At 39.8% G+C, this 18,341-nt stretch carries 15 protein-coding genes; 3 read left to right on the forward strand and 12 right to left on the reverse strand.

Going from position 1 to position 18,341, the window contains the following annotated elements; genetic code table 11:
• Positions 1 to 16 precede the first annotated feature (16 nt).
• Genes A5888_RS02395 through A5888_RS02410 form a run of 4 tightly spaced genes read right to left on the reverse strand, consistent with a single transcriptional unit; the run spans position 17 to position 3,283 of the window.
• Entirely contained in the window at positions 17 to 1,156 is a 1,140-nt protein-coding gene (locus A5888_RS02395; RefSeq protein ID WP_212647155.1) for a 1-propanol dehydrogenase PduQ, read from the reverse strand.
• A 4-nt stretch (positions 1,157 to 1,160) separates the two neighbouring features.
• Positions 1,161 to 2,636, reverse strand: coding sequence for an aldehyde dehydrogenase family protein (locus A5888_RS02400; RefSeq protein ID WP_086347664.1), 1,476 nt, complete (start codon positions 2,634 to 2,636; stop codon positions 1,161 to 1,163).
• Positions 2,637 to 2,668: 32 nt separating this feature from the next.
• Entirely contained in the window at positions 2,669 to 2,956 is a 288-nt protein-coding gene (locus A5888_RS02405; RefSeq protein WP_170924680.1) for a BMC domain-containing protein, read from the reverse strand.
• A gap of 27 nt (positions 2,957 to 2,983) precedes the next feature.
• On the reverse strand, positions 2,984 to 3,283 hold the full coding sequence (locus tag A5888_RS02410) for a BMC domain-containing protein (RefSeq protein ID WP_086347666.1): 300 nt from the start codon (positions 3,281 to 3,283) through the stop codon (positions 2,984 to 2,986).
• 727 nt (positions 3,284 to 4,010) lie between these two features.
• Between A5888_RS02410 and A5888_RS02415 the strand changes: the two genes are divergently transcribed.
• Together A5888_RS02415 and gap are read left to right on the forward strand one after the other, a co-directional pair.
• Positions 4,011 to 4,961 (forward strand): choline kinase family protein, encoded by a 951-nt coding sequence (locus A5888_RS02415; RefSeq protein ID WP_086347667.1) that lies wholly within the window; start codon positions 4,011 to 4,013, stop codon positions 4,959 to 4,961.
• 211 nt (positions 4,962 to 5,172) lie between these two features.
• Entirely contained in the window at positions 5,173 to 6,183 is a 1,011-nt protein-coding gene (gene gap / locus A5888_RS02420; protein WP_086347668.1) for a type I glyceraldehyde-3-phosphate dehydrogenase, read from the forward strand.
• Between the two features lie 176 nt (positions 6,184 to 6,359).
• Here gap and A5888_RS02425 read toward each other — a convergent pair whose 3' ends face one another.
• The 8 genes from A5888_RS02425 to A5888_RS02460 form a co-directional block, all read right to left on the reverse strand.
• The gene (locus A5888_RS02425) at positions 6,360 to 6,815 is read right to left on the reverse strand and encodes a Fur family transcriptional regulator (protein ID WP_086347669.1); all 456 of its coding nucleotides are present in this window, start codon (positions 6,813 to 6,815) and stop codon (positions 6,360 to 6,362) included.
• A gap of 123 nt (positions 6,816 to 6,938) precedes the next feature.
• On the reverse strand, positions 6,939 to 7,796 hold the full coding sequence (locus tag A5888_RS02430) for a CvfB family protein (RefSeq protein ID WP_086347670.1): 858 nt from the start codon (positions 7,794 to 7,796) through the stop codon (positions 6,939 to 6,941).
• A 20-nt stretch (positions 7,797 to 7,816) separates the two neighbouring features.
• Positions 7,817 to 8,140, reverse strand: coding sequence for an AzlD domain-containing protein (locus A5888_RS02435; RefSeq protein WP_086347671.1), 324 nt, complete (start codon positions 8,138 to 8,140; stop codon positions 7,817 to 7,819).
• Complete coding sequence (locus tag A5888_RS02440) at positions 8,130 to 8,837, reverse strand: AzlC family ABC transporter permease (RefSeq protein ID WP_086347672.1); 708 nt, start codon at positions 8,835 to 8,837, stop codon at positions 8,130 to 8,132. Before A5888_RS02440 ends, A5888_RS02435 begins: the two co-directional genes overlap by 11 nt.
• A gap of 191 nt (positions 8,838 to 9,028) precedes the next feature.
• Positions 9,029 to 11,077 carry a cell division site-positioning protein MapZ family protein gene (locus A5888_RS02445; RefSeq protein ID WP_086347673.1) on the reverse strand — a complete coding sequence of 683 codons (2,049 nt, stop codon included), beginning with the start codon at positions 11,075 to 11,077 and terminating at the stop codon, positions 9,029 to 9,031.
• A 424-nt stretch (positions 11,078 to 11,501) separates the two neighbouring features.
• Positions 11,502 to 12,608, reverse strand: coding sequence for an RNA polymerase sigma factor RpoD (gene rpoD / locus A5888_RS02450; RefSeq protein WP_086347674.1), 1,107 nt, complete (start codon positions 12,606 to 12,608; stop codon positions 11,502 to 11,504).
• Between the two features lie 80 nt (positions 12,609 to 12,688).
• Positions 12,689 to 14,569, reverse strand: a complete 1,881-nt coding sequence (gene dnaG / locus A5888_RS02455; protein ID WP_086347675.1) for a DNA primase — start codon at positions 14,567 to 14,569, stop codon at positions 12,689 to 12,691.
• Positions 14,570 to 14,966: 397 nt separating this feature from the next.
• Positions 14,967 to 17,309 carry a cation-translocating P-type ATPase gene (locus A5888_RS02460; protein WP_086347676.1) on the reverse strand — a complete coding sequence of 781 codons (2,343 nt, stop codon included), beginning with the start codon at positions 17,307 to 17,309 and terminating at the stop codon, positions 14,967 to 14,969.
• A gap of 246 nt (positions 17,310 to 17,555) precedes the next feature.
• Here A5888_RS02460 and A5888_RS02465 point away from each other — a divergent pair, with 246 nt between their 5' ends.
• Positions 17,556 to 18,164, forward strand: a complete 609-nt coding sequence (locus A5888_RS02465) for a class I SAM-dependent DNA methyltransferase (RefSeq protein ID WP_086347677.1) — start codon at positions 17,556 to 17,558, stop codon at positions 18,162 to 18,164.
• The last annotated feature ends 177 nt before the right edge of the window (positions 18,165 to 18,341 follow it).

The raw sequence follows: 18,341 nt of genomic DNA on the forward strand, positions 1-18,341 counted from the left end.
CTCATTCCATTACTATTTAATAGACTTTTGTATATATATCCCGTAAATCGCTAATAGAAGGTATCCGTGGATTCGTTGGTGTGCAACGATCTATAGCTGCTGCTTCAGTCATGTAGGTCAAACTTTCTTCATATACATTCTGATCAGTAAGTAACTCCCTAAACCCACTTTCAATCCCCAGTTCTTTCTTCAATCCTTTGATTGCATCTATATAGCTCACGACACCTTCTCTGGTTGTTCTAGCTGGAAGATTGAGTATTTTTGCGAGCTTCGCATACTTTTCAGCAGCCAATGTATCTGCTGCACCTTGAAGCTCTGCGTTGTACTCAATTACTGCTTCAAGTAATAGTGCATTACAACGACCATGAGCAATATGAAACTTTCCGCCCACAGCATGCGATAAGCTATGAGTAATCCCTAAGCCCGCATTTGTAAATGCAATACCCGCCATACTGGAGGCATTATGAACGCGATCTCTAGCGTAAGAATTTTTTACATTCTTATGAAGCATGGGTAAATATTCAAACACCAGTTGAATCGTTTTCTCAGCCAATGCATCAGTAAAATCTGTTGCATTAGAGGATACATAGGCTTCTGTCGCATGAACAAGAACATCGATTCCTGTGTCAACTACTACTCTATTAGGGATGTTCTCAATACATGTCGCATCAAGAATCGCTAAATCAGGTGCAATGTATTCATCCACAAGACATACTTTGTCGGCGCCCACAGTAATTACAGAAAAATTCGTTACTTCAGAGCCCGTGCCGCTTGTAGATGGAATAGCAACAAAATAAGGGCGCTTTTTCTCTGAATCAAGAAATTGAGTTGCCGAAATGAGGATTCCTTTGGCTGCATCAATAGCAGAGCCGCCGCCTATGGCTATCAGGATATCCGGATCAGCTTTTTGAAAGGCTTTGAGTCCTTCTGCAATCACTTTTGTATCTGGATCAGGACGAATGCCAGTGAAGCTTTCCGTTCCAATCTGTCCCTTACGCAAATAGTCGATCACTTGACTCAAAAAACCTAATTCCGCCATTACCTTGTCAGAAACAATAAAGGCTTTTTTCCCTTTAAGGTTTTTCAATTCTTCTAAAGATCCTTGGTTGGCTATAATTTTTGTTTTCAAACTGAATGAATCAATTATTTTACTCACCTCTTTATTCCATGATGTCGATCATACGTCGAATCACATCTTCAATCTCATCAAAATCGGTTTTTTCAATTTTTTTGCCAGTCTTTGTGGCAAAGCTATCTAGTGGCTCGTCAAAGCAATCAGATATTTGCCTCACGCCATACCCAACCTTACGAATGTGTGTCAAATGACGAGGCGAAATGTTATCTGATGCTTCGTCATTTCCTAAAGCAACACTCCCCAAAGTCATGGATGGGAATAAATTTGTAGTTGCTCCCATACCACCAAATGTAGAAGGCGTATTGACAAGCACACGAGAAACAGGTTTTTTTAGAGCAAACTCTCGGATAACAGCTTCATCTTTTGAATGAATGACCAAGGTATGACTTCGGCCGTTTTCCACCAGAAGCTCAATACACTTTTCACAAGCATGTTGCCAGTCATCTTCTACATACATAGCCACAATTGGACAAAGTATCTCTTGTGTAAATGGATTAGTTTCTGAAATATATTCTTGTTCATACACTAGGAGCTTCGTCTCTTTCGGTACAGCGATTCCTGCAGCTTTTGCTAGTGAAATTGCTGATAATCCAACCGATTCCGAATATATTTTCTTAGTCTGATCGAATAGAACTTGCTCTAGCTGCGTAGCTTCATATCGGTCGATAAAATACGTTCCTTGTTTAGAAAACTCTGCCTTTACCTGTTCAACAATCGGACTATCCACTACAATCGATTGTTCAGCTGCGGAAACAATCCCATAATCAAATGTACGACTCGCTATAATGTCTTTTACTGCTTGTCTTACATCACAGGAACGCTCAAGAAATACTGGTCCATTGCCACTTCCGCCATAGATGAACGGCTTAGCAGCAGATTTTACAACTGGCAATAGCTTGGGGACACCTGTAACGATTGTTAGAGCGGAATCTTCATGATTTATCAACTCTTTTGTTCCACTTAAACTAACCATCTGCATACATTGAATCGTTCCATCTGGCAAGCCTGCCGCAATTCCTGCTTCAGCCAATATCACCATCGTTTGCTGAATGACTCTTTTGGCCCTTGGATGCGGAGCCACAATGATTGGATTCCCAGCCTTGATAGCAATCAAGACATTATGAATCACAGTTGCCGTTGGACTGGTAGCAGGCGGAACCGAAATTACTGGTCCAATAGGGATACCGATATCCATTGTTTTATTGCGCGCATCTTCACATAGAACACCCACGTAACGCTCGTTCCTTAATTTTTTAGGTAAATAGTTACAAACGAATCTATTTTTTATTTTCTTATCCGCTACACAGCCATAACCCGTTTCTTCTACTGCACTTTCCGCCAGCTCATCACTGTGCGTTTCAATTGCCTTACTCAACTGTTCAACAGCATGATCCAATTGAGACTGAGAAACCTTCAACAGCGCAACTGCTGCTTCTCTTGCACGCTCTATACAAATTCTGGCCTCTTGAATGGATAAGAGGTCATTGTCCACTTTATACATTCATTCACCTCTATCCTTACTGCCTGAATAAACTAAATTTCAAAACCATATCTGGCAATAATTTTTTCAATATCTTTATGGGGGCTAGGAATCACATTATAGCTATACACCTCTGCGCCCATATCATTGACAGCCGCGACCCCTGCCTCAACAGCGGCATTTACTGCTCCAACATCTCCCTTAACCAATACAGAGATGTAGCCAGACGCCACGTTTTCATAGCCAATCAGCTCTACATCTGCTGCCTTACACATGGCATCTGCTGCCTCCATCACAAATACCAGACCGAATGTTTCGATAAATCCTAATGCATCTGTCATTCGTATTATTCCTCCTCTTTATCCTATTCAGCTCTTATCTATATCATGTGCCATAACAATATGACCAATTGGTCGAATCGGTCGTGGCATAACATTGGCTGCTGTCAGCTCGCCAATCTTTTCTGCCGCTTTTGCTCCTGCCTCAACAGCCGATTTTACTGCCGCGACATCCCCTTTAACCATGACTGTCACAAGTGTCGAACCAATATTTTCATACGAAACAAGCTCTACATCCGCCGTTTTCAACATTGTATCTGCCGCTTCGATTGCCGGAACCATTCCTTTAGTTTCGATCAATCCAAGTGCTTCATCTCCGTGATACTCCATCTTGTCTATCCCTTCCTCTCTCTTACTTCATAGCAGAACAGAGAATCGATAACAGCCGATGATTGCTTCGGATTATCTTGCCATGTCTGCTTCACTGATTTCATACTATCATGCAGAATCCTCAAAGAATGGCAGATTCAATAGATGATTTTGCATTATTGTAACCGATTACTTTTCGTTAATTGTAAAAATCGGATTTTTTTGTACTTTTAAGATTTTTTTGACTTTTTACATATTAATTGACTGATCTTGCGAGCAGCATGTCTCAATGTAGCAACATGAGTTTCCAGCTCTATATTGGCTATTTCTGTGCAAATAAATCGCTAATCATAGCTCTAACTGATACAGTCATATAGAGCATCTGCCGCTCATTTCACGCTTTTTCTTCATTAAATAAACAGTTTTCTGATAATAACTGAATTTTGTTTCAAGCAATCAAATCAAAAGAACGTCTAGGGTCACCTCTTTTTTTTACTGAAAAAATAAAGTATAATGGCTTCATTGACACTATTTACAGAAATCAAGATTCTGTAGCTTCAATGAATGAATATCGCTGTCCTTTTTGATGAGAAATTGTGATTTTATGAACGATTATCAGCTGAAACGATAGCTATAAAGTTCATTCTTTCCATTATCTTAGGATGATTAAATAAAACAAATCGACACAATAATTGAAAGCGTTCCTTCGGAATAGTCTTTCTTAATAATTTTGATAGGATGTTATTTTATGACAACTCATGATGAAATGAAAATTGAACAGCAAAACATCGAACTGATCATCCAAGAAAAGCTGCGTGAAGTCTTTAAAGATAACACGCTTTATTTTGACCGCTCTATTTTTGCAGGAGGGTTGACCAATTACAACTATATTATGACGATTGCTGGTGAGGATTATGTTATTCGCGAACCAGGCAAGCTAACAAAACAGATGATTGATCGAGAAATTGAACAAATGAATAATGGGATTGCTTCAGAATTTGGGGTAAATTCTGAATGTATCTACTTTGATGCAGAAACCGGAATCAAAATCAGCCGCTTTATTCCGAACAGTAAAAATCTGGCACAGTCTGATCCTTTTTCTCAGGAAAGTCTGATAGCTGTGGCTCATTTGATGAAAAAAATCCACACAAGTCCTGTCCATTTCACCAATACATTCGAATGGTTGGAGGAATTAGAAAAATATGAAGAAATCATTGAACAGCTCAAAGGTAACTTGTTTTTTGATTACTATGCCCTTAAAGAAAAGCTGTTAACTTTTTTTGCAGACCATCTTACTGAAGCTGTACTAGTTCCTTGCCATAATGATACCGTTCCGGAAAATTTTCTGGCTGCTGACGATGGACGCTATTACCTGATTGATTGGGAATACTCCGGACTGAATGATGCAAATTGGGATTTAGCTGCCTATATCATAGAAACACGACTTCCCTCTGCTTCCATTGACACATTGCTTAATATGTATTACCCAGAAGGACATTCTGAGCAAGATATATTGAAGATAAAGGGCTATATTATGGCTCAAGACCTTTTGTGGACTGTATGGGCACTTATCAGACATTACTGCGGCGATAATTTTCTGGATTATTGTGATATGCGTTATGAACGATTTAGAAAAAATATTCTCGAGCTTTCAGACACCACTGAGTATCCTTTGTACAAAATGGTCCATGTAGAATAAATACTTTCCCTCTTTCTTCACTCTTCAGAGAAAAGAAAGAGGGATTTTTTTACGTTCCTTTATCCATGAAGTCACATAATTTGATGTTTTGTCGCTTCTTTCTTTTAAAAAAATGAGTCGGTGGTTTGGAGGTGTATCTTTTGACAAAAATTTAGCGGGGGCGCAAACTATAAGATGTAAGTGCAATACAAATGAAGGAGGAATTTTCATTATGACAGTTAAAGTAGGTATTAATGGTTTTGGCCGAATCGGCCGTCTTGCTTTTCGACGTATTAAAGAGGTTTCAGATGATATTGAAGTGGTAGCAATCAACGACCTGACCAGCCCAACCATGTTGGCGCAGTTGCTCCAATTCGACTCTACTCATGGAACATATCCTGGAACAGTCACTGCAACTGAAAACTCCATCGTTGTTGACGGTGAAGAAACACGCGTGTATGCAGAACCGGATGCAAGTAAAATTCCTTGGGCAAAAGAAAATGGTGTGGATATCGTACTTGAATGTACTGGCTTTTATACATCAGAAGAAAAAGCGAAAGCCCATTTAGACGCTGGTGTAAAACGTGTTGTTATCTCTGCCCCAGCAGGAGCAATGAAAACAATCGTTTATAATGTAAACGACGACACATTGGATGCCGGAGACAAAATAATTTCTGCTGGCTCTTGTACAACGAACTGTTTAGCTCCAATGGCTTACTTCCTGAACAATGAGTTTGGTATTGAAGTTGGAACTATGACAACTGTCCATGCGTATACATCTACACAAATGCTATTGGATGGTCCTGTGAAAGGCGGCAACTTACGTGCTGCTCGTTCAGCTGCTGACAATACTATTCCACATTCAACAGGTGCTGCAAAAGCAATTGGTCTGGTAATTCCTGAATTGAACGGGAAGTTACAAGGACATGCACAACGTGTACCGGTAGTTGATGGTTCACTGACTGAACTTGTCTCTATCCTTAAAACAAAGGTAACCGCTGAACAAGTCAACGAAGCAATCAAAAAACATACTATCGATAACCCATCCTTTGGTTACGATGATCGCGAAATCGTTTCAGGTGATGTGATTGGCACAACAGAAGGATCTATCTTCGATCCAACACAAACTGAAGTAACTACAGCTGGTGAGTTCCAATTAGTGAAAACAGTGTCTTGGTATGACAACGAATATGGCTTTACTTGCCAAATGATCCGCTTGTTAGAAAAATTCGCTAACCTGTAAAAATAGCAAAAAAGTATGGTCGCCATTTTTAGCGACCATACTTTTTTATTCAGAAACAGATAAAATCGAGACATCTTCTAATTTTATCTGGCCATATTTCGTCATATTTCATAAAAACTTGAAAATACGTCCTATCATCCAAAGAGCAGTTGTTCTATAGTTCGATCTGATAGCAATCAATCTTTCTTTTTTTTCTGACATTCACGACATATCCCGTGAAAAGTAAGACGATGATCCTTAACCACAAAATGATAACGTTGTTCAATGATCTCCTCTACTTCGCCCAGAAGGTCCTCTTCCACCTCTTCAATGTTTCCACATTCCAAACACAAAAGGTGATGATGAAAGTGTTTTGCCCCTTCTTTTCTTAAATCATAGCGAGCAAGACCATCATTAAAACTGACCTTATCGATCACCTTTAAATCTGTTAAAATCTCTAAGGTACGGTAAACCGTAGCCAACCCGATTTCAGGACTTTTTTGTTTAACTAAAAAATAAATCTCTTCTGCTGACATATGATCTTTCTCATTTTCAAGTAGTACCAATAATGTCGCTTCTCGCTGAGGGGTCAATTTAAACCCAGATTCATGTAATTGTTGTTTTATTTTCTTTAAAGCTGTCGTTGCACTCATAAGAGAAGACTCCTTATTTATAATAATTATAATCTGAATAGAATTTCTGTTCTTTTAAATTATAATAAGTATAAATTAACTCAAAGATATTTGCAAGTGATTCTCAATTAGAAAAAGGAATCTTTAATCTTTCAACAAGATTGTGTAGCCATCCTCTTGTTTGATTCGTTTACCTTTCAGCAACTGTCCTAGAGCACGTTTGAATTGACCTTTACTTATCCCAAAGGCTTGCATGATTTCTTCCGGCTCTGATTTATCTGTAAAAGGAATCTTTCCTTCTGCAGAACGCTCAAGAAATGTCAGGATCATCCCTGCATCGCCTTCAATTGCTTCATGAGCTCTTGGCTTCAAAGAAAGATTCAACAACCCATCCGGACGGACACCAATAACACGTCCGTTAATTTGCTCTCCTAAACGCGGTTCTTGAAACCGCTCGGAAGGATGAATAAAACCGATTTTCAAGTCATCTGTCAACACATAGGTACCAGCCATTTTCAATCGATAAACCGTTCCGGAAACATTTTTGTTTTGCATTTCTGGACCACCAGGATGAGCCATCGCTTGGAAATGCTTCTCTTCTGCCAACTCTCCCCAAATACGTCCTTTATCGTCTACTTTCAGCGCAATCATCAATCGATCACCCTTTTTAGGCCACAACTCTTTCATTGTAGATAGCGCATCAAGTGATACCACAATGTCTTTATCTTCTAATCCAATATCAACAAAGACGCCTAAATCTCTTCTTACTCCAGTAACTGTACCGAACGCATATTGTCCTATTCGACTACCAGGAATCACAGTCGTCATTACCGGCTCTTGCTTTTGATTCAAATAAGCAAAACCTTCAACTGCCTCTCCGAGCTGATGCTCGCCTTCTTCTTTCGCTAGACGAAAAGTTACGCCATTTTTTTGAAGAAAATAGTACTGATCATTTTGATCAATGACCAATGCTGTAAATATATTTCCTAATAATTCATTCATTTTCATTTTCCTTTCTCAATTTAAAAAATGAGTCTTAGCAATGCAATTGTCACAATACCCACAATCACAGTTTTCATTAAATCCTTTGTTCGAACAGCTACAAGCAGCGTAGGAATACAACTGATTGCTTCAAGCAGCTTAACTGTTGGAAATTCGCCATCTTTGTAAACTAATACACTTTGAAGCAACAACGCTGTTAAAATACAAATCGGTATATATGACAGAAAATCTAGTAGCGGCTTTGGAAACGTTACTTTTTTAGTTAGTGCAAACGGAATGACTCGAGGTAGCCAAGTAACAATTGAGCACCCTAATATGGTAAGCAACACATAACTATTCAGCATCAGGTATCGTCACCCCCACTCCACAGCCAATCAAAGTAGCAACCAAAACTGCCACTTCCGGTGAAACAAAACGCATAAGTACATACAATGAGATACAAACAGAAATCAAAACAATCATCGTTTTTTTCATTGATTTTTTAATTGCTGTATCAACCTGTAAAACAAACAATCCGGCGAACATAGCTACCAAGGCAAAGTCCAAGCCCAACATATTTGGGTCCGGAATCCAATTTCCCAGCATTGCTCCCACTACGGTTGAACCAATCCAAGCCAAATAGGCTGTGATATTCAATCCATGCGTCCAGACGGAACTGATTTTATGATCATTTGCAATAGCTGTCATTAGTACTCCATAGGATTCATCCGTCAAAAGACTGCCTATCCCAACGTTCGTTACCAACGGCTCTTCAGAAAAATAGCTGGCTACTGACATACTCATCAAAAAATGTCTAAGATTCACTAGAAATGTTGTCAGAATAATTGCTGAAACTGGTGCTTGAATCGCCAACATTCCGCAAATAATAAATTGTGCACTCCCTGCATACACAAGAATAGACATCAAACCGACTTGAAAAACAGATAGTCCAACACTTTTTCCTACTACACCTGCCGCAATGCCGATTCCTGCATACCCGAGTACAGTTGGCAGACATGCATAAAAGCCTTCCCGAAATGTTTCATACCCCTTCTCCGTCATAAAAGTGTTTCCCTCCATTCATTCCCCGTAATTCTATTTGATAATAGAACAAGAGTCCGGGACCAGTTAGTGTTCCCAAACTCTTTGCTCAAATGAACAATTGTTCGAATAGAAGCAGCCTGAATTAACTGCTCTCTACTATATTCTCTTATTCGTTGCTTTTACTCACTATAGGTGTCGAAATGACTGGATCAACGTCCGGCATTTCTTGACGCATTCCCCTTAAACCAGCCTGTTTGCGCATTGATTGTTACAAGATACGTGCCATCAGTCTTATACAAGTTATAGTAGCCTTGGCCGTTAACGATTCTTGCCGGCTCCAAATAATAGCCGCCATCAACAATATAGCCACGTTCCATACAGGTTGCGAGAACTCTTTCTTTGACCCCGGCTGCCCAAATCCATGCAACGTTAGAAGTATCTGCTACGTGCTCAGGAATCACTGTGTAAACTGGGGATGTATAAACACCATTACTATCCGGACCAGTAAACGTACTTGGATCTACGGCAGTATTTGTCTCTGCTGACGGAGCATTAACTACAGCTGATGACTCCTGATTAGAAGCTACTACTTGATTTGCTTCGGAAGCCGCCTCGGTAGGCTGTTCCACCACTGGTTCTGAGCTTGCAGCTGTATCTCCTGCAAGAGCGATCTTCGCACTATCAAGAGAAGCAGTCAACGTTTTTTTCAACTCTTCATTTTTCACTTTATTGACTTCTGTTACCGCTGCCTCGTAGGTTTCTTGCGACAGAAGGGATCTAGCCTGACCGTCTTTATAAATCACATCAACCGCATTTTTTGCTTTTTCAAGCTGAGTATATTGTGCTTGCGCTTGATCGATTGCTTGATTGATCAGTTTAGAAAATTCATCTGTACCCGTTTCTTTTTCCAAAGTAATCTCTTTGTCTGAAGCGATAGCTTCTTCTTTATAGCTACTTCCTGATATTACCGGTGAAACATACAATTCATTCACTTTAGTAATAAGTGCTTGTTTCTCTTTGATTGTATTCAGCGTCTTTTCCAGATCAGTATAGCCATCTTCTTTTTTCAGCTTTTCTAAATCTTTTTCAAGACTTTGTGTGCTTACAGACACCATTTCTGGTTTGAGATAGGTTTGCTTATCATCTGTAAAATAGCTGTTTAAGGTTGCTTCAGTTTCTTCGAAAAGGCTCTTCTTCGTATCCTCTACCTTGGTTTCTTGCTTCGGTGCGTCGCCTTGATTTTGTACATAGTACCAGCCGCCAGCACCTAATGCCAGCACGGCTGCAGCTGCCAGAGCGATTGGAAGTTTCTTTGTTCTCTTCTTCTCCTCCTTTTGGCTGTCTGTAGAAGGCGTTTGAGGTCGTTGTGCATCATCAAGTGTAGCAAATTGAGATCTCTTTTTTGGTCCTAATTCTGATGGCAGGATATCCTTTTCCTCAAAAAATATGGGGGCCGCATCCATCTCAATTTCTTCCGGTTTTTTACTTTTCGAAGGAATAACAACAGCGGTTTGCTGCTTTTCCTCAGCGTTCGTTGATTCTTCTAAAGCTTGTTCTTCTGAATAACCCTCATGATCTGCCTCTTTGACCGAGTCTTCTGACTTGTCCAAAGATGACACCTCTTCATTTGTAGTTTCTTCGGCTGTATCAACGGATTGATCCGCTTTTTTGTCCTCTGTTTCTGTCTCTATTTCTTCATCACTCGTTGAATCATCCGCTGACTTCTGTTCTTCTTTATGAGCGTTGATATATTCTTTCAAACTTGCTGTACCCAGCGAATCTGTTTCACTCTTTTCCTCTTCCACATGATCCGCTGAAATATGCTCGGTGGATTCTTCATCCGGAGTGTCATTGATTTGATCATTAGACACCTGTTCTTCGCTTATGGCTGAATCATCTGGTTGTTCATTTTCTGACTTAGGCGCAGCTTCTTCCACAGGAGCTTCATCCATTTCTTTGTCAGAAACCTCTTCTTTAGGTATCTCTAAAGGGGCTTGTCCCTGTTGTTCGTTGAACAGGTTCATAACATGACCGATACTAAGGTCCTTCAAATCAGCCCATTCGATATTCTCATTCTTTTCATCAGCTTCAAAGTGAGAGGAAGTGTTTTCAGTTTGATGCGTTGAATCCTCCTGCTCAACTACTGCAGCCTCATTTTTATTATTTTCTTTATCCTCTGAAAATTCAAAACCGCATTCAGGACATTTCATCTCATTATCATCAATTTCATTTCCGCAATTCGGACAATGCTTCGTCATTTTTTCGCCTCACATTCTACTTTGCCAAGTAAATCTAATCTATCACAAAAATAGGATTGTTCCAATATGTACGAGTTAACTTTTATGTTACGATTTCGTGAAATTCCTTTGTGCATCAAAGGATCGCTTGAATCGACACAGCCAAACACTCACGAGTGACTGAAAATTCCCCTCCTAGCTCAAAACATGCAAAAAAGGGCAGGAAAAAATCAAGTTGAAAATTCTCCTACCCTCTAAACTTGAATAAATAATGGAATAATGGTTGAGACGCATTGATACACTGAGCAACTTCAAAAAATTACTAGAAACTTTTGGAGCTCTCTGTCATTCTCAGCAACTCAGAGCATGTAGTCCAATCTTCGTCAAACTGGATATGACCTGTGACTTTTCTAACGTCGACAAATCCAAACTTTTTAAAAAGTGGTTATTCTAAAAAGTCTTTTAATTGTTTAGAGCGTGATGGATGTCTCAATTTGCGTAATGCTTTTGCTTCGATCTGACGGATACGTTCACGGGTTACACCGAATACCTTCCCAACTTCTTCCAGTGTTCGTGTTCTTCCATCATCAAGTCCAAAACGCAATCGCAAAACATTTTCTTCACGGTCCGTTAATGTATCAAGAACATCTTCCAACTGCTCTTTTAACAATTCATACGCAGCATGTTCTGCCGGACTGGTCGCATCTTGGTCTTCAATGAAATCCCCTAAATGAGAATCATCTTCCTCACCAATTGGCGTTTCCAGTGAAACAGGCTCTTGAGCAATCTTAAGGATCTCACGAACTTTTTCAGTTGGTAAATCCATTTCAGCACCGATTTCTTCTGGTGTAGGTTCTCTTCCAAGATCCTGTAACAATTGACGTTGAATACGAATCAGTTTATTGATCGTTTCAACCATATGCACAGGGATACGAATTGTACGTGCTTGGTCAGCGATTGCACGGGTAATTGCCTGACGAATCCACCAAGTCGCATAAGTAGAGAACTTGAACCCTTTACGGTAGTCAAATTTTTCTACAGCTTTCATCAAGCCCATGTTTCCTTCTTGAATCAAATCCAAGAACTGCATACCACGTCCTACATACCGCTTAGCAATAGAAACTACTAAACGAAGGTTGGCTTCTGCCAATCGTTGTTTCGCTTCTTGATCGCCCTCTTCTATTTTTAATGCAAGGTCGACTTCTTCTTCAGCAGTCAACAACTGAACCCGACCGATTTCTTTCAAATACATACGTACTGGATCATTGATCTTTACACCTGTTGGGGCAGATAAATCTTCCATTTGAGCTTTGGTCGCTACTTTTTCGTCTTTTTTCAGGCTAAATTCGCTTGGATCACCATTTTCGTCAACCACACTGATTCCGGAATCTTCAATTTTTTGAATCAATTTTTCCATCTCTTCAGCATTTAATGTAAATGGTGTTGCCAACTTATTGGTCAGATCATCATATAAAACTGTACCTTTTGGTTTGTTTTCTTTGACAAAGCCTGCAACTGCCGCTTGATATTTCTTTTCTGTTTCTTTTTCCATGAAAGAAGGCCCCCTTCATATTTGCATACCTACTCATTATATAACAACTACTTATAGTTTGTTAATCATTTTATTGGATATTATCTGGTTTTTTGTCTTTTTTTTGCTAAAGTGATCAATTCCAAGGCTAATTCGTCGACACGCACACGATTTCCTAGCCGTTCTGCTTCTCGTTTTTCTATATTCTTTTGCTGAATCTGCTCTTCAATATCTGAATGATCGATGACATTCAATAAATCGCCCAACTCTCTCTCTGAGCTTTCCTCCGACATTTCTTGATAAGAGATATCAACAACCAGCTTTTTCAAGCCATCATCCTGAAGAAATTCAAGAAACTGAGCCAATACAAACTCCGGATAAATCGATAGAAAACCATCGATAAGCAAATAAAGTTCCTGATAGTGTGTATGAGCAAATGCAAATTCTCGCTGTTGCACCATCGCTCGAACACTGCTTTCATTCATCAAACGATAAAGCAACATCCGCTCCGCTTTTTCAACTTTAGAAAAATGCTCTTTATTCTGAAAAGAAGCAGTTGGCATTTCCTCTTCAAACGACGGTGGAAATTCGGGTGGTTGCTGCTGTCCTTGATGACTCTGATACTGGCGATTGTCTCTGGATACCTGCCGCTGCTCCGCTTCAATCATTCGCAGCTGCTCTTCAAGACTTTGACTGGAAAGGTGGAACTCCTCTGCCAAAAGAGTTAGGTATCGATCTTTTTCTAATGGCGAATCCACATTTGCCAGCTCTTGAAGCATAGCATTTACGTAATCCAGCTGTTCCTTTTCGTTGCTCATATTGCGAGCAAGTCTATGGTAGCGCATCTTGAATGCAAAGACTGTTTCTCTGCCATGCAAAGCTAACTCACGAAAAGAGTCGCGCCCATATTTTCGAAGATAATCGTCTGGATCAAGCTTTTCCGGAATGTTCACAATACTGAGTTTGAATCGACTATGATCGCTCAACAGTGAAATGGCTCGATTGGTTGCTTCTACTCCGGCACTGTCCCCATCGTAACAAATGACAAGTTCACCAGCTGCTCGCTCTAGCTGTCTAATTTGCTCATTTGTAAGGCTTGTACCCATCGAAGCGACTCCGCTTTTTATACCAGCTTCCCATGCAGCAATGACATCCATAAACCCTTCAAAAAGAAAGACCGTATCTTCCTTACGAATTTCCTTGCGCGCCCGATTAAAGTTGAAGAGCGTGTCCCGCTTATTAAACAACTGTGTTTCAGGACTATTCAAATATTTCGGCATATCATCGCCGGAGAAATCTTCTGTCTTTAGCAGTCTTCCGGAAAATGCAATGATTTTCCCTTTTGCGTCCCAAATTGGAAACATGATCCGCTGATAAAAACGATCAAGAAATTCGCCGCTGTCTCTTTGAATAAACAACCCTGATTCTTGAAAAAGACTGGCATCTACTTTTTCATTTGAAAACACTTGACTTAAAAAATCACGTTTTTGTGGAGCAAAACCAATTTGAAACTCCTCAATAAGCTCTTTCGTCAAGCCCCGCTCTAAAAGATAGTTTAACGCCGGTTCACCGATTTGTGTATTCAACAATACATGATGATACAGCTCAGCCGCTTTCTTATGAAGCTCCAACAATTTATGCTGTTGACTGTTCGGTGCACTTTTTTCAATATGGTCGGATAAATTGATTTGTAGAGGAATCTGCTCCATATCCGCAATTTTCTGCACGGCTTCTGGGAAACTAATGCCTTCGATTTCTTGAACAAAATTGAAGACACTGCCACCTTTTCCACAGCCAAAGCAATGAAAAATTTGTTTATCTTCTGCTACAGAAAAAGAAGGTGACCGCTCTTCATGAAACGGACATAGTCCCATATAATTCTTACCGGATTTTTTCAATTGAACATATTGACCAACGATTTCAACGATATTTGTCCGTTCTCTTACCTCATCGATTACCTCTTGAGGTATTCTTTGTGCCATTGGTCTCACCTCCAAAAACAAGATACCTGTGTTCTGAGAACAATCACTAAATGGAGTATGAGAAACAACCTCCACTCAATCCTTGTACCAGATTCGAACAAACGGCGGGACAGAAGCAGTTCTTTTGGAAAATAAGCCCATTACATCAAAAATCTACACGACAATTTTAGAATAGTCTTATTTGTTTCCCAAAACTGAACACTTCTGCCCCGACCTCTTTAAAAGACACAATTACACATAGTTAATTGTATCACAAAATCAAGTTATTTCAAGCTTTTGCACTCGGCGAAAAGGATGTTCACGGCACGAAGGCAACACATTTCTTTGAAACGAAAAAAGTCCAAAAGAAAAGAAGCCAAGTGAATCAGCTTCTATCTCTGCTCTATTTCATTTGATATTAAAGCTCACTAATCGTCAAGTTGCTCTTTTTCATTTTATAAAAACCAATCAATACGCGAACAATAATATTGATTGCCATCATTGCTACAAAAATCGGCAAGGTTGTTGAAGTTAAGAAGCCAACTTCAAGAATATGGTGGAACAGCATTGCTGCCACGTAAATCCCGCCAATTGTTGTAACAATCAGGAAGATACGCAGCGGATTTAATGGCAAACACGCACGAACCACTGCCATACAGCTGATTCCGATCAGCAAATAATACATCAGAGTCGTCGTATCTAAATGACTGAATCCTTGGTTTTCTCCAATCAAGTAAACCGCCACAATATTGATAACAACTAATACAGCATTCACTGAAGCATTGCGTAATGCTGTCGGCAAAAATTTCCCTTGTACCTTGCGTTTATCTGACTCAAAGGATAAAAAGAACGCCGGATATCCTTCGATTGCCAAATCGATCAAGGTGATTTGAATCGGGATAAACGGAAAGGCAATAGCGGTCAATCCACAAATAACTGACAAGATCAATGAGTAAATAGTTTTGATAAAGAAGACACTGGCTACACGCGTCACATTATTCACGACACGACGCCCTTCAAACAATACATCTGGAAGTGTTGTGAAATCTGAATCTAGCAACACCAAATTAGAAATCTGACGTGTCGCACCATCTCCCTCGGCCATCGCAATACTACAATCTGCCTCTCTTAATGCAAGCACATCATTTACGCCGTCACCTGTCATAGCAACTACACGTTGATTATCTTTCAGCTCTCTTACCAGTGTTCGTTTCTGTTGTGGAGAAACTCGGCCAAAAACCGTGTACTCATGAACTGCTTGGCGTACCTCTTCTTCTGTTTTTTTCGTGGATAAATCTATATAAGATTCATAGCCTACAAGGCCTGCTCGACGTGCGATGTTTGAAACAGTCACAGGGTTATCCCCTGAAATTACTTTGATATCTATCCCTTCTTCTCGAAGGTAAGCCAACGTTTCATTGGCATTTTGGCGAATAGGATCATCGATTTCCAACAGAACCAATGGCTCCAAATACGGTAATGTTCCGTCATCATCCAAGATGCCCTGCTCCGCAATCCCAAGCATCAAGGTACGATAGCCTTCTTCTTGCGCAGTGAAGACTTCTTTGGGTAAACGATCTTCGCTGAAAAGTTTTTCAGGCGCACCAAGAACGACTGTTCCGATCTCGTTGAATTGAATCGCTCCCCATTTTTTTTCAGAGGAGAATGGCATCGTCTTAACTGCACCATAACGATTGGATACCTCAAAATGGTCTCGAATCGCTTGCATAGTAATGTTATTATCTGTGCTTTCCGCTAAATAGCTTCCAATGATCAAAGGTAAGCTTTCATTAAATTTAGGATTTAGTTCATGAACATGCTGCACCTTCATTTTACCCTCAGTGATCGTCCCCGTTTTATCCAGACATAATGTATCAACATGCGCTAACGTTTCCATAGCGTACATATCCTGAACCAAAATACGTTTTTTGGCCAGTTTGATTACGCCCGTCGTTAAGGCGATACTTATCAGCAGAACCAAACCTTTAGGAAGCATTCCCAAAAGCGCTGCTGCAGAGGCGACGACCGAGTCTTTCATTCCAGATTCACGAATGAAATAACCTTCAATAAACAAAATGATCCCCAATGGAATAATGACAAAGCTGGTAAATTTCGATACTTTACGGATCGAACGAATCAGCTCTGAGCGAATAGGCTTGTGTACTTTGGCTTCCGAAGTGATTTTTACGGCATAGTTATCTGCACCAACATGAATCACTTGTGCGTACACCTGACCACTGGATAAAAAGCTCCCTGATAATAAAACATCGCCATCCATTTTAACAATCAAATCAGATTCGCCCGTCAGTAACGCTTCATTTGCTTCGGCTTTTCCATCAATAACCTTCATGTCAGAAGGCACTTGTTCGCCCGCAGAAATCAAAACGATATCATCCATAACCAGCTCATCTGTTCCGATTGACTGTTCTCGTCCATCACGAATGACTGTCACATCTTCTTTTGCTACGATAGACAGTTTTTGTACCAGATTTCGAGCATGGATTTCCTGATAAATCCCCATCCCCATATTAACTAAAATAATCGCTAAAAATGCTAGGTTTGAATACGCTCCTACAGCAAATAGAAAAACAGCAATGGCAAAATTCAAAAAGTTGAACAACGTCATGACATTATCATAGATAATATCCTTTGTTGATTTTGCGACGTTTTCCTCATAGTCGTTCTGAAGCCCCTGTTGCTTTCTACTCTCTACTTCTTGCGCAGTCAGCCCCTGCTTCAGCTCAAATTTATTTGACGACACATAATCCCTACTTTCTCTTACTCATCTTAAAATTGCACCTTCTCTAGTTTACTTGTTCATAGAAAGAACTTCAAGAAAATCATGAAAATAACTTGAAAAAAGGCATGTATGCTTAAGTTTTTTTTAGGTATTCCTCTTCTTATTTCTCTGACGTCTCTTCTTTCCCTTTATTCTATAAAATTATGCTATAATGATTCGTTAATTATTCGCTTCAATAAATGGAATAAACGAAAGTAGGTTGATAAAATGAGTAATGTAAGTAAATTTGAAATGATGGCTAAACGCTACGATTCTGAGGATCGTTTGGCAGTAGCAACGATTATTGCAAACGAATTAAGAGAAAAAATCAGCCCTCATCACTATGAAACAGCCCTCGATTTTGGTTGTGGAACAGGTTTAGTTGGTTTACAGTTGACCGATCTTTTCCAACAAATGATCTTTACAGACCCCTCTACTGGCATGATTGAACAGGTTGAAAAAAAGCTAGCTGAACAAAAAATCACTACTGTTTCTGCCATGAACATTGATTTACTTTCAGAATCAGAGTCCAAAACAGCAATTCAAGTTGACTGCATCTATATGTCACAAGTATTGCTTCATATCTCTGATACCAAGCAGGTTTTTGAAAAGCTGAAGCCTCTTATTAAGCCAAATGGTCGCTTACTGATCGTTGATTTTGATTTGACTGCTACTGTTCAATCGAGTGAAATTCATCCAGGTTTTTCTCATGAGCAACTGACTACTTTAGCAGAAGCTGCCGGATATAAAACTATCACTATCACAACCTTTTATCACGGAAAAAATCTTTTGATGAACCAAGATACTTCCATGTTTATTATGGAAGCAACTGTTTAAGGAAGAGAACGATCAAACCAAAAAGGAAATTGGCGGTGTCCATCCTCTAAACGAATGGCAGTGCCGTTCACTTTCTGTTTCGGGAACACTGTCTATTCGTTATTAAGAGTGTTTGTCTCACCGTTTATTCGATTTTAGGTATAGAGGCGTGTGGGATTGAAATACGTTCCACACGTC

Origin of the sequence: Enterococcus sp. 9E7_DIV0242 (genome assembly GCF_002140975.2) — a bacterium.
GTDB classification, from domain to species: domain Bacteria; phylum Bacillota; class Bacilli; order Lactobacillales; family Enterococcaceae; genus Enterococcus_L; species Enterococcus_L clewellii.

Bases quoted from the DNA above. Each gene is read 5' to 3' on its own strand.
- A5888_RS02400 (WP_086347664.1), bottom strand. From the start codon at position 2,636: ATGTATAAAGTGGACAATGACCTCTTATCCATTCAAGAGGCCAGAATT.
- A5888_RS02405 (WP_170924680.1), bottom strand. From the start codon at position 2,956: ATGACAGATGCATTAGGATTTATCGAAACATTCGGTCTGGTATTTGTG.
- A5888_RS02410 (WP_086347666.1), bottom strand. From the start codon at position 3,283: ATGGAGTATCACGGAGATGAAGCACTTGGATTGATCGAAACTAAAGGA.
- A5888_RS02415 (WP_086347667.1), top strand. From the start codon at position 4,011: ATGACAACTCATGATGAAATGAAAATTGAACAGCAAAACATCGAACTG.
- gap (WP_086347668.1), top strand. From the start codon at position 5,173: ATGACAGTTAAAGTAGGTATTAATGGTTTTGGCCGAATCGGCCGTCTT.
- A5888_RS02425 (WP_086347669.1), bottom strand. From the start codon at position 6,815: ATGAGTGCAACGACAGCTTTAAAGAAAATAAAACAACAATTACATGAA.
- A5888_RS02430 (WP_086347670.1), bottom strand. From the start codon at position 7,796: ATGAATGAATTATTAGGAAATATATTTACAGCATTGGTCATTGATCAA.
- A5888_RS02435 (WP_086347671.1), bottom strand. From the start codon at position 8,140: ATGCTGAATAGTTATGTGTTGCTTACCATATTAGGGTGCTCAATTGTT.
- A5888_RS02440 (WP_086347672.1), bottom strand. From the start codon at position 8,837: ATGACGGAGAAGGGGTATGAAACATTTCGGGAAGGCTTTTATGCATGT.
- A5888_RS02445 (WP_086347673.1), bottom strand. From the start codon at position 11,077: ATGACGAAGCATTGTCCGAATTGCGGAAATGAAATTGATGATAATGAG.
- rpoD (WP_086347674.1), bottom strand. From the start codon at position 12,608: ATGGAAAAAGAAACAGAAAAGAAATATCAAGCGGCAGTTGCAGGCTTT.
- dnaG (WP_086347675.1), bottom strand. From the start codon at position 14,569: ATGGCACAAAGAATACCTCAAGAGGTAATCGATGAGGTAAGAGAACGG.
- A5888_RS02465 (WP_086347677.1), top strand. From the start codon at position 17,556: ATGAGTAATGTAAGTAAATTTGAAATGATGGCTAAACGCTACGATTCT.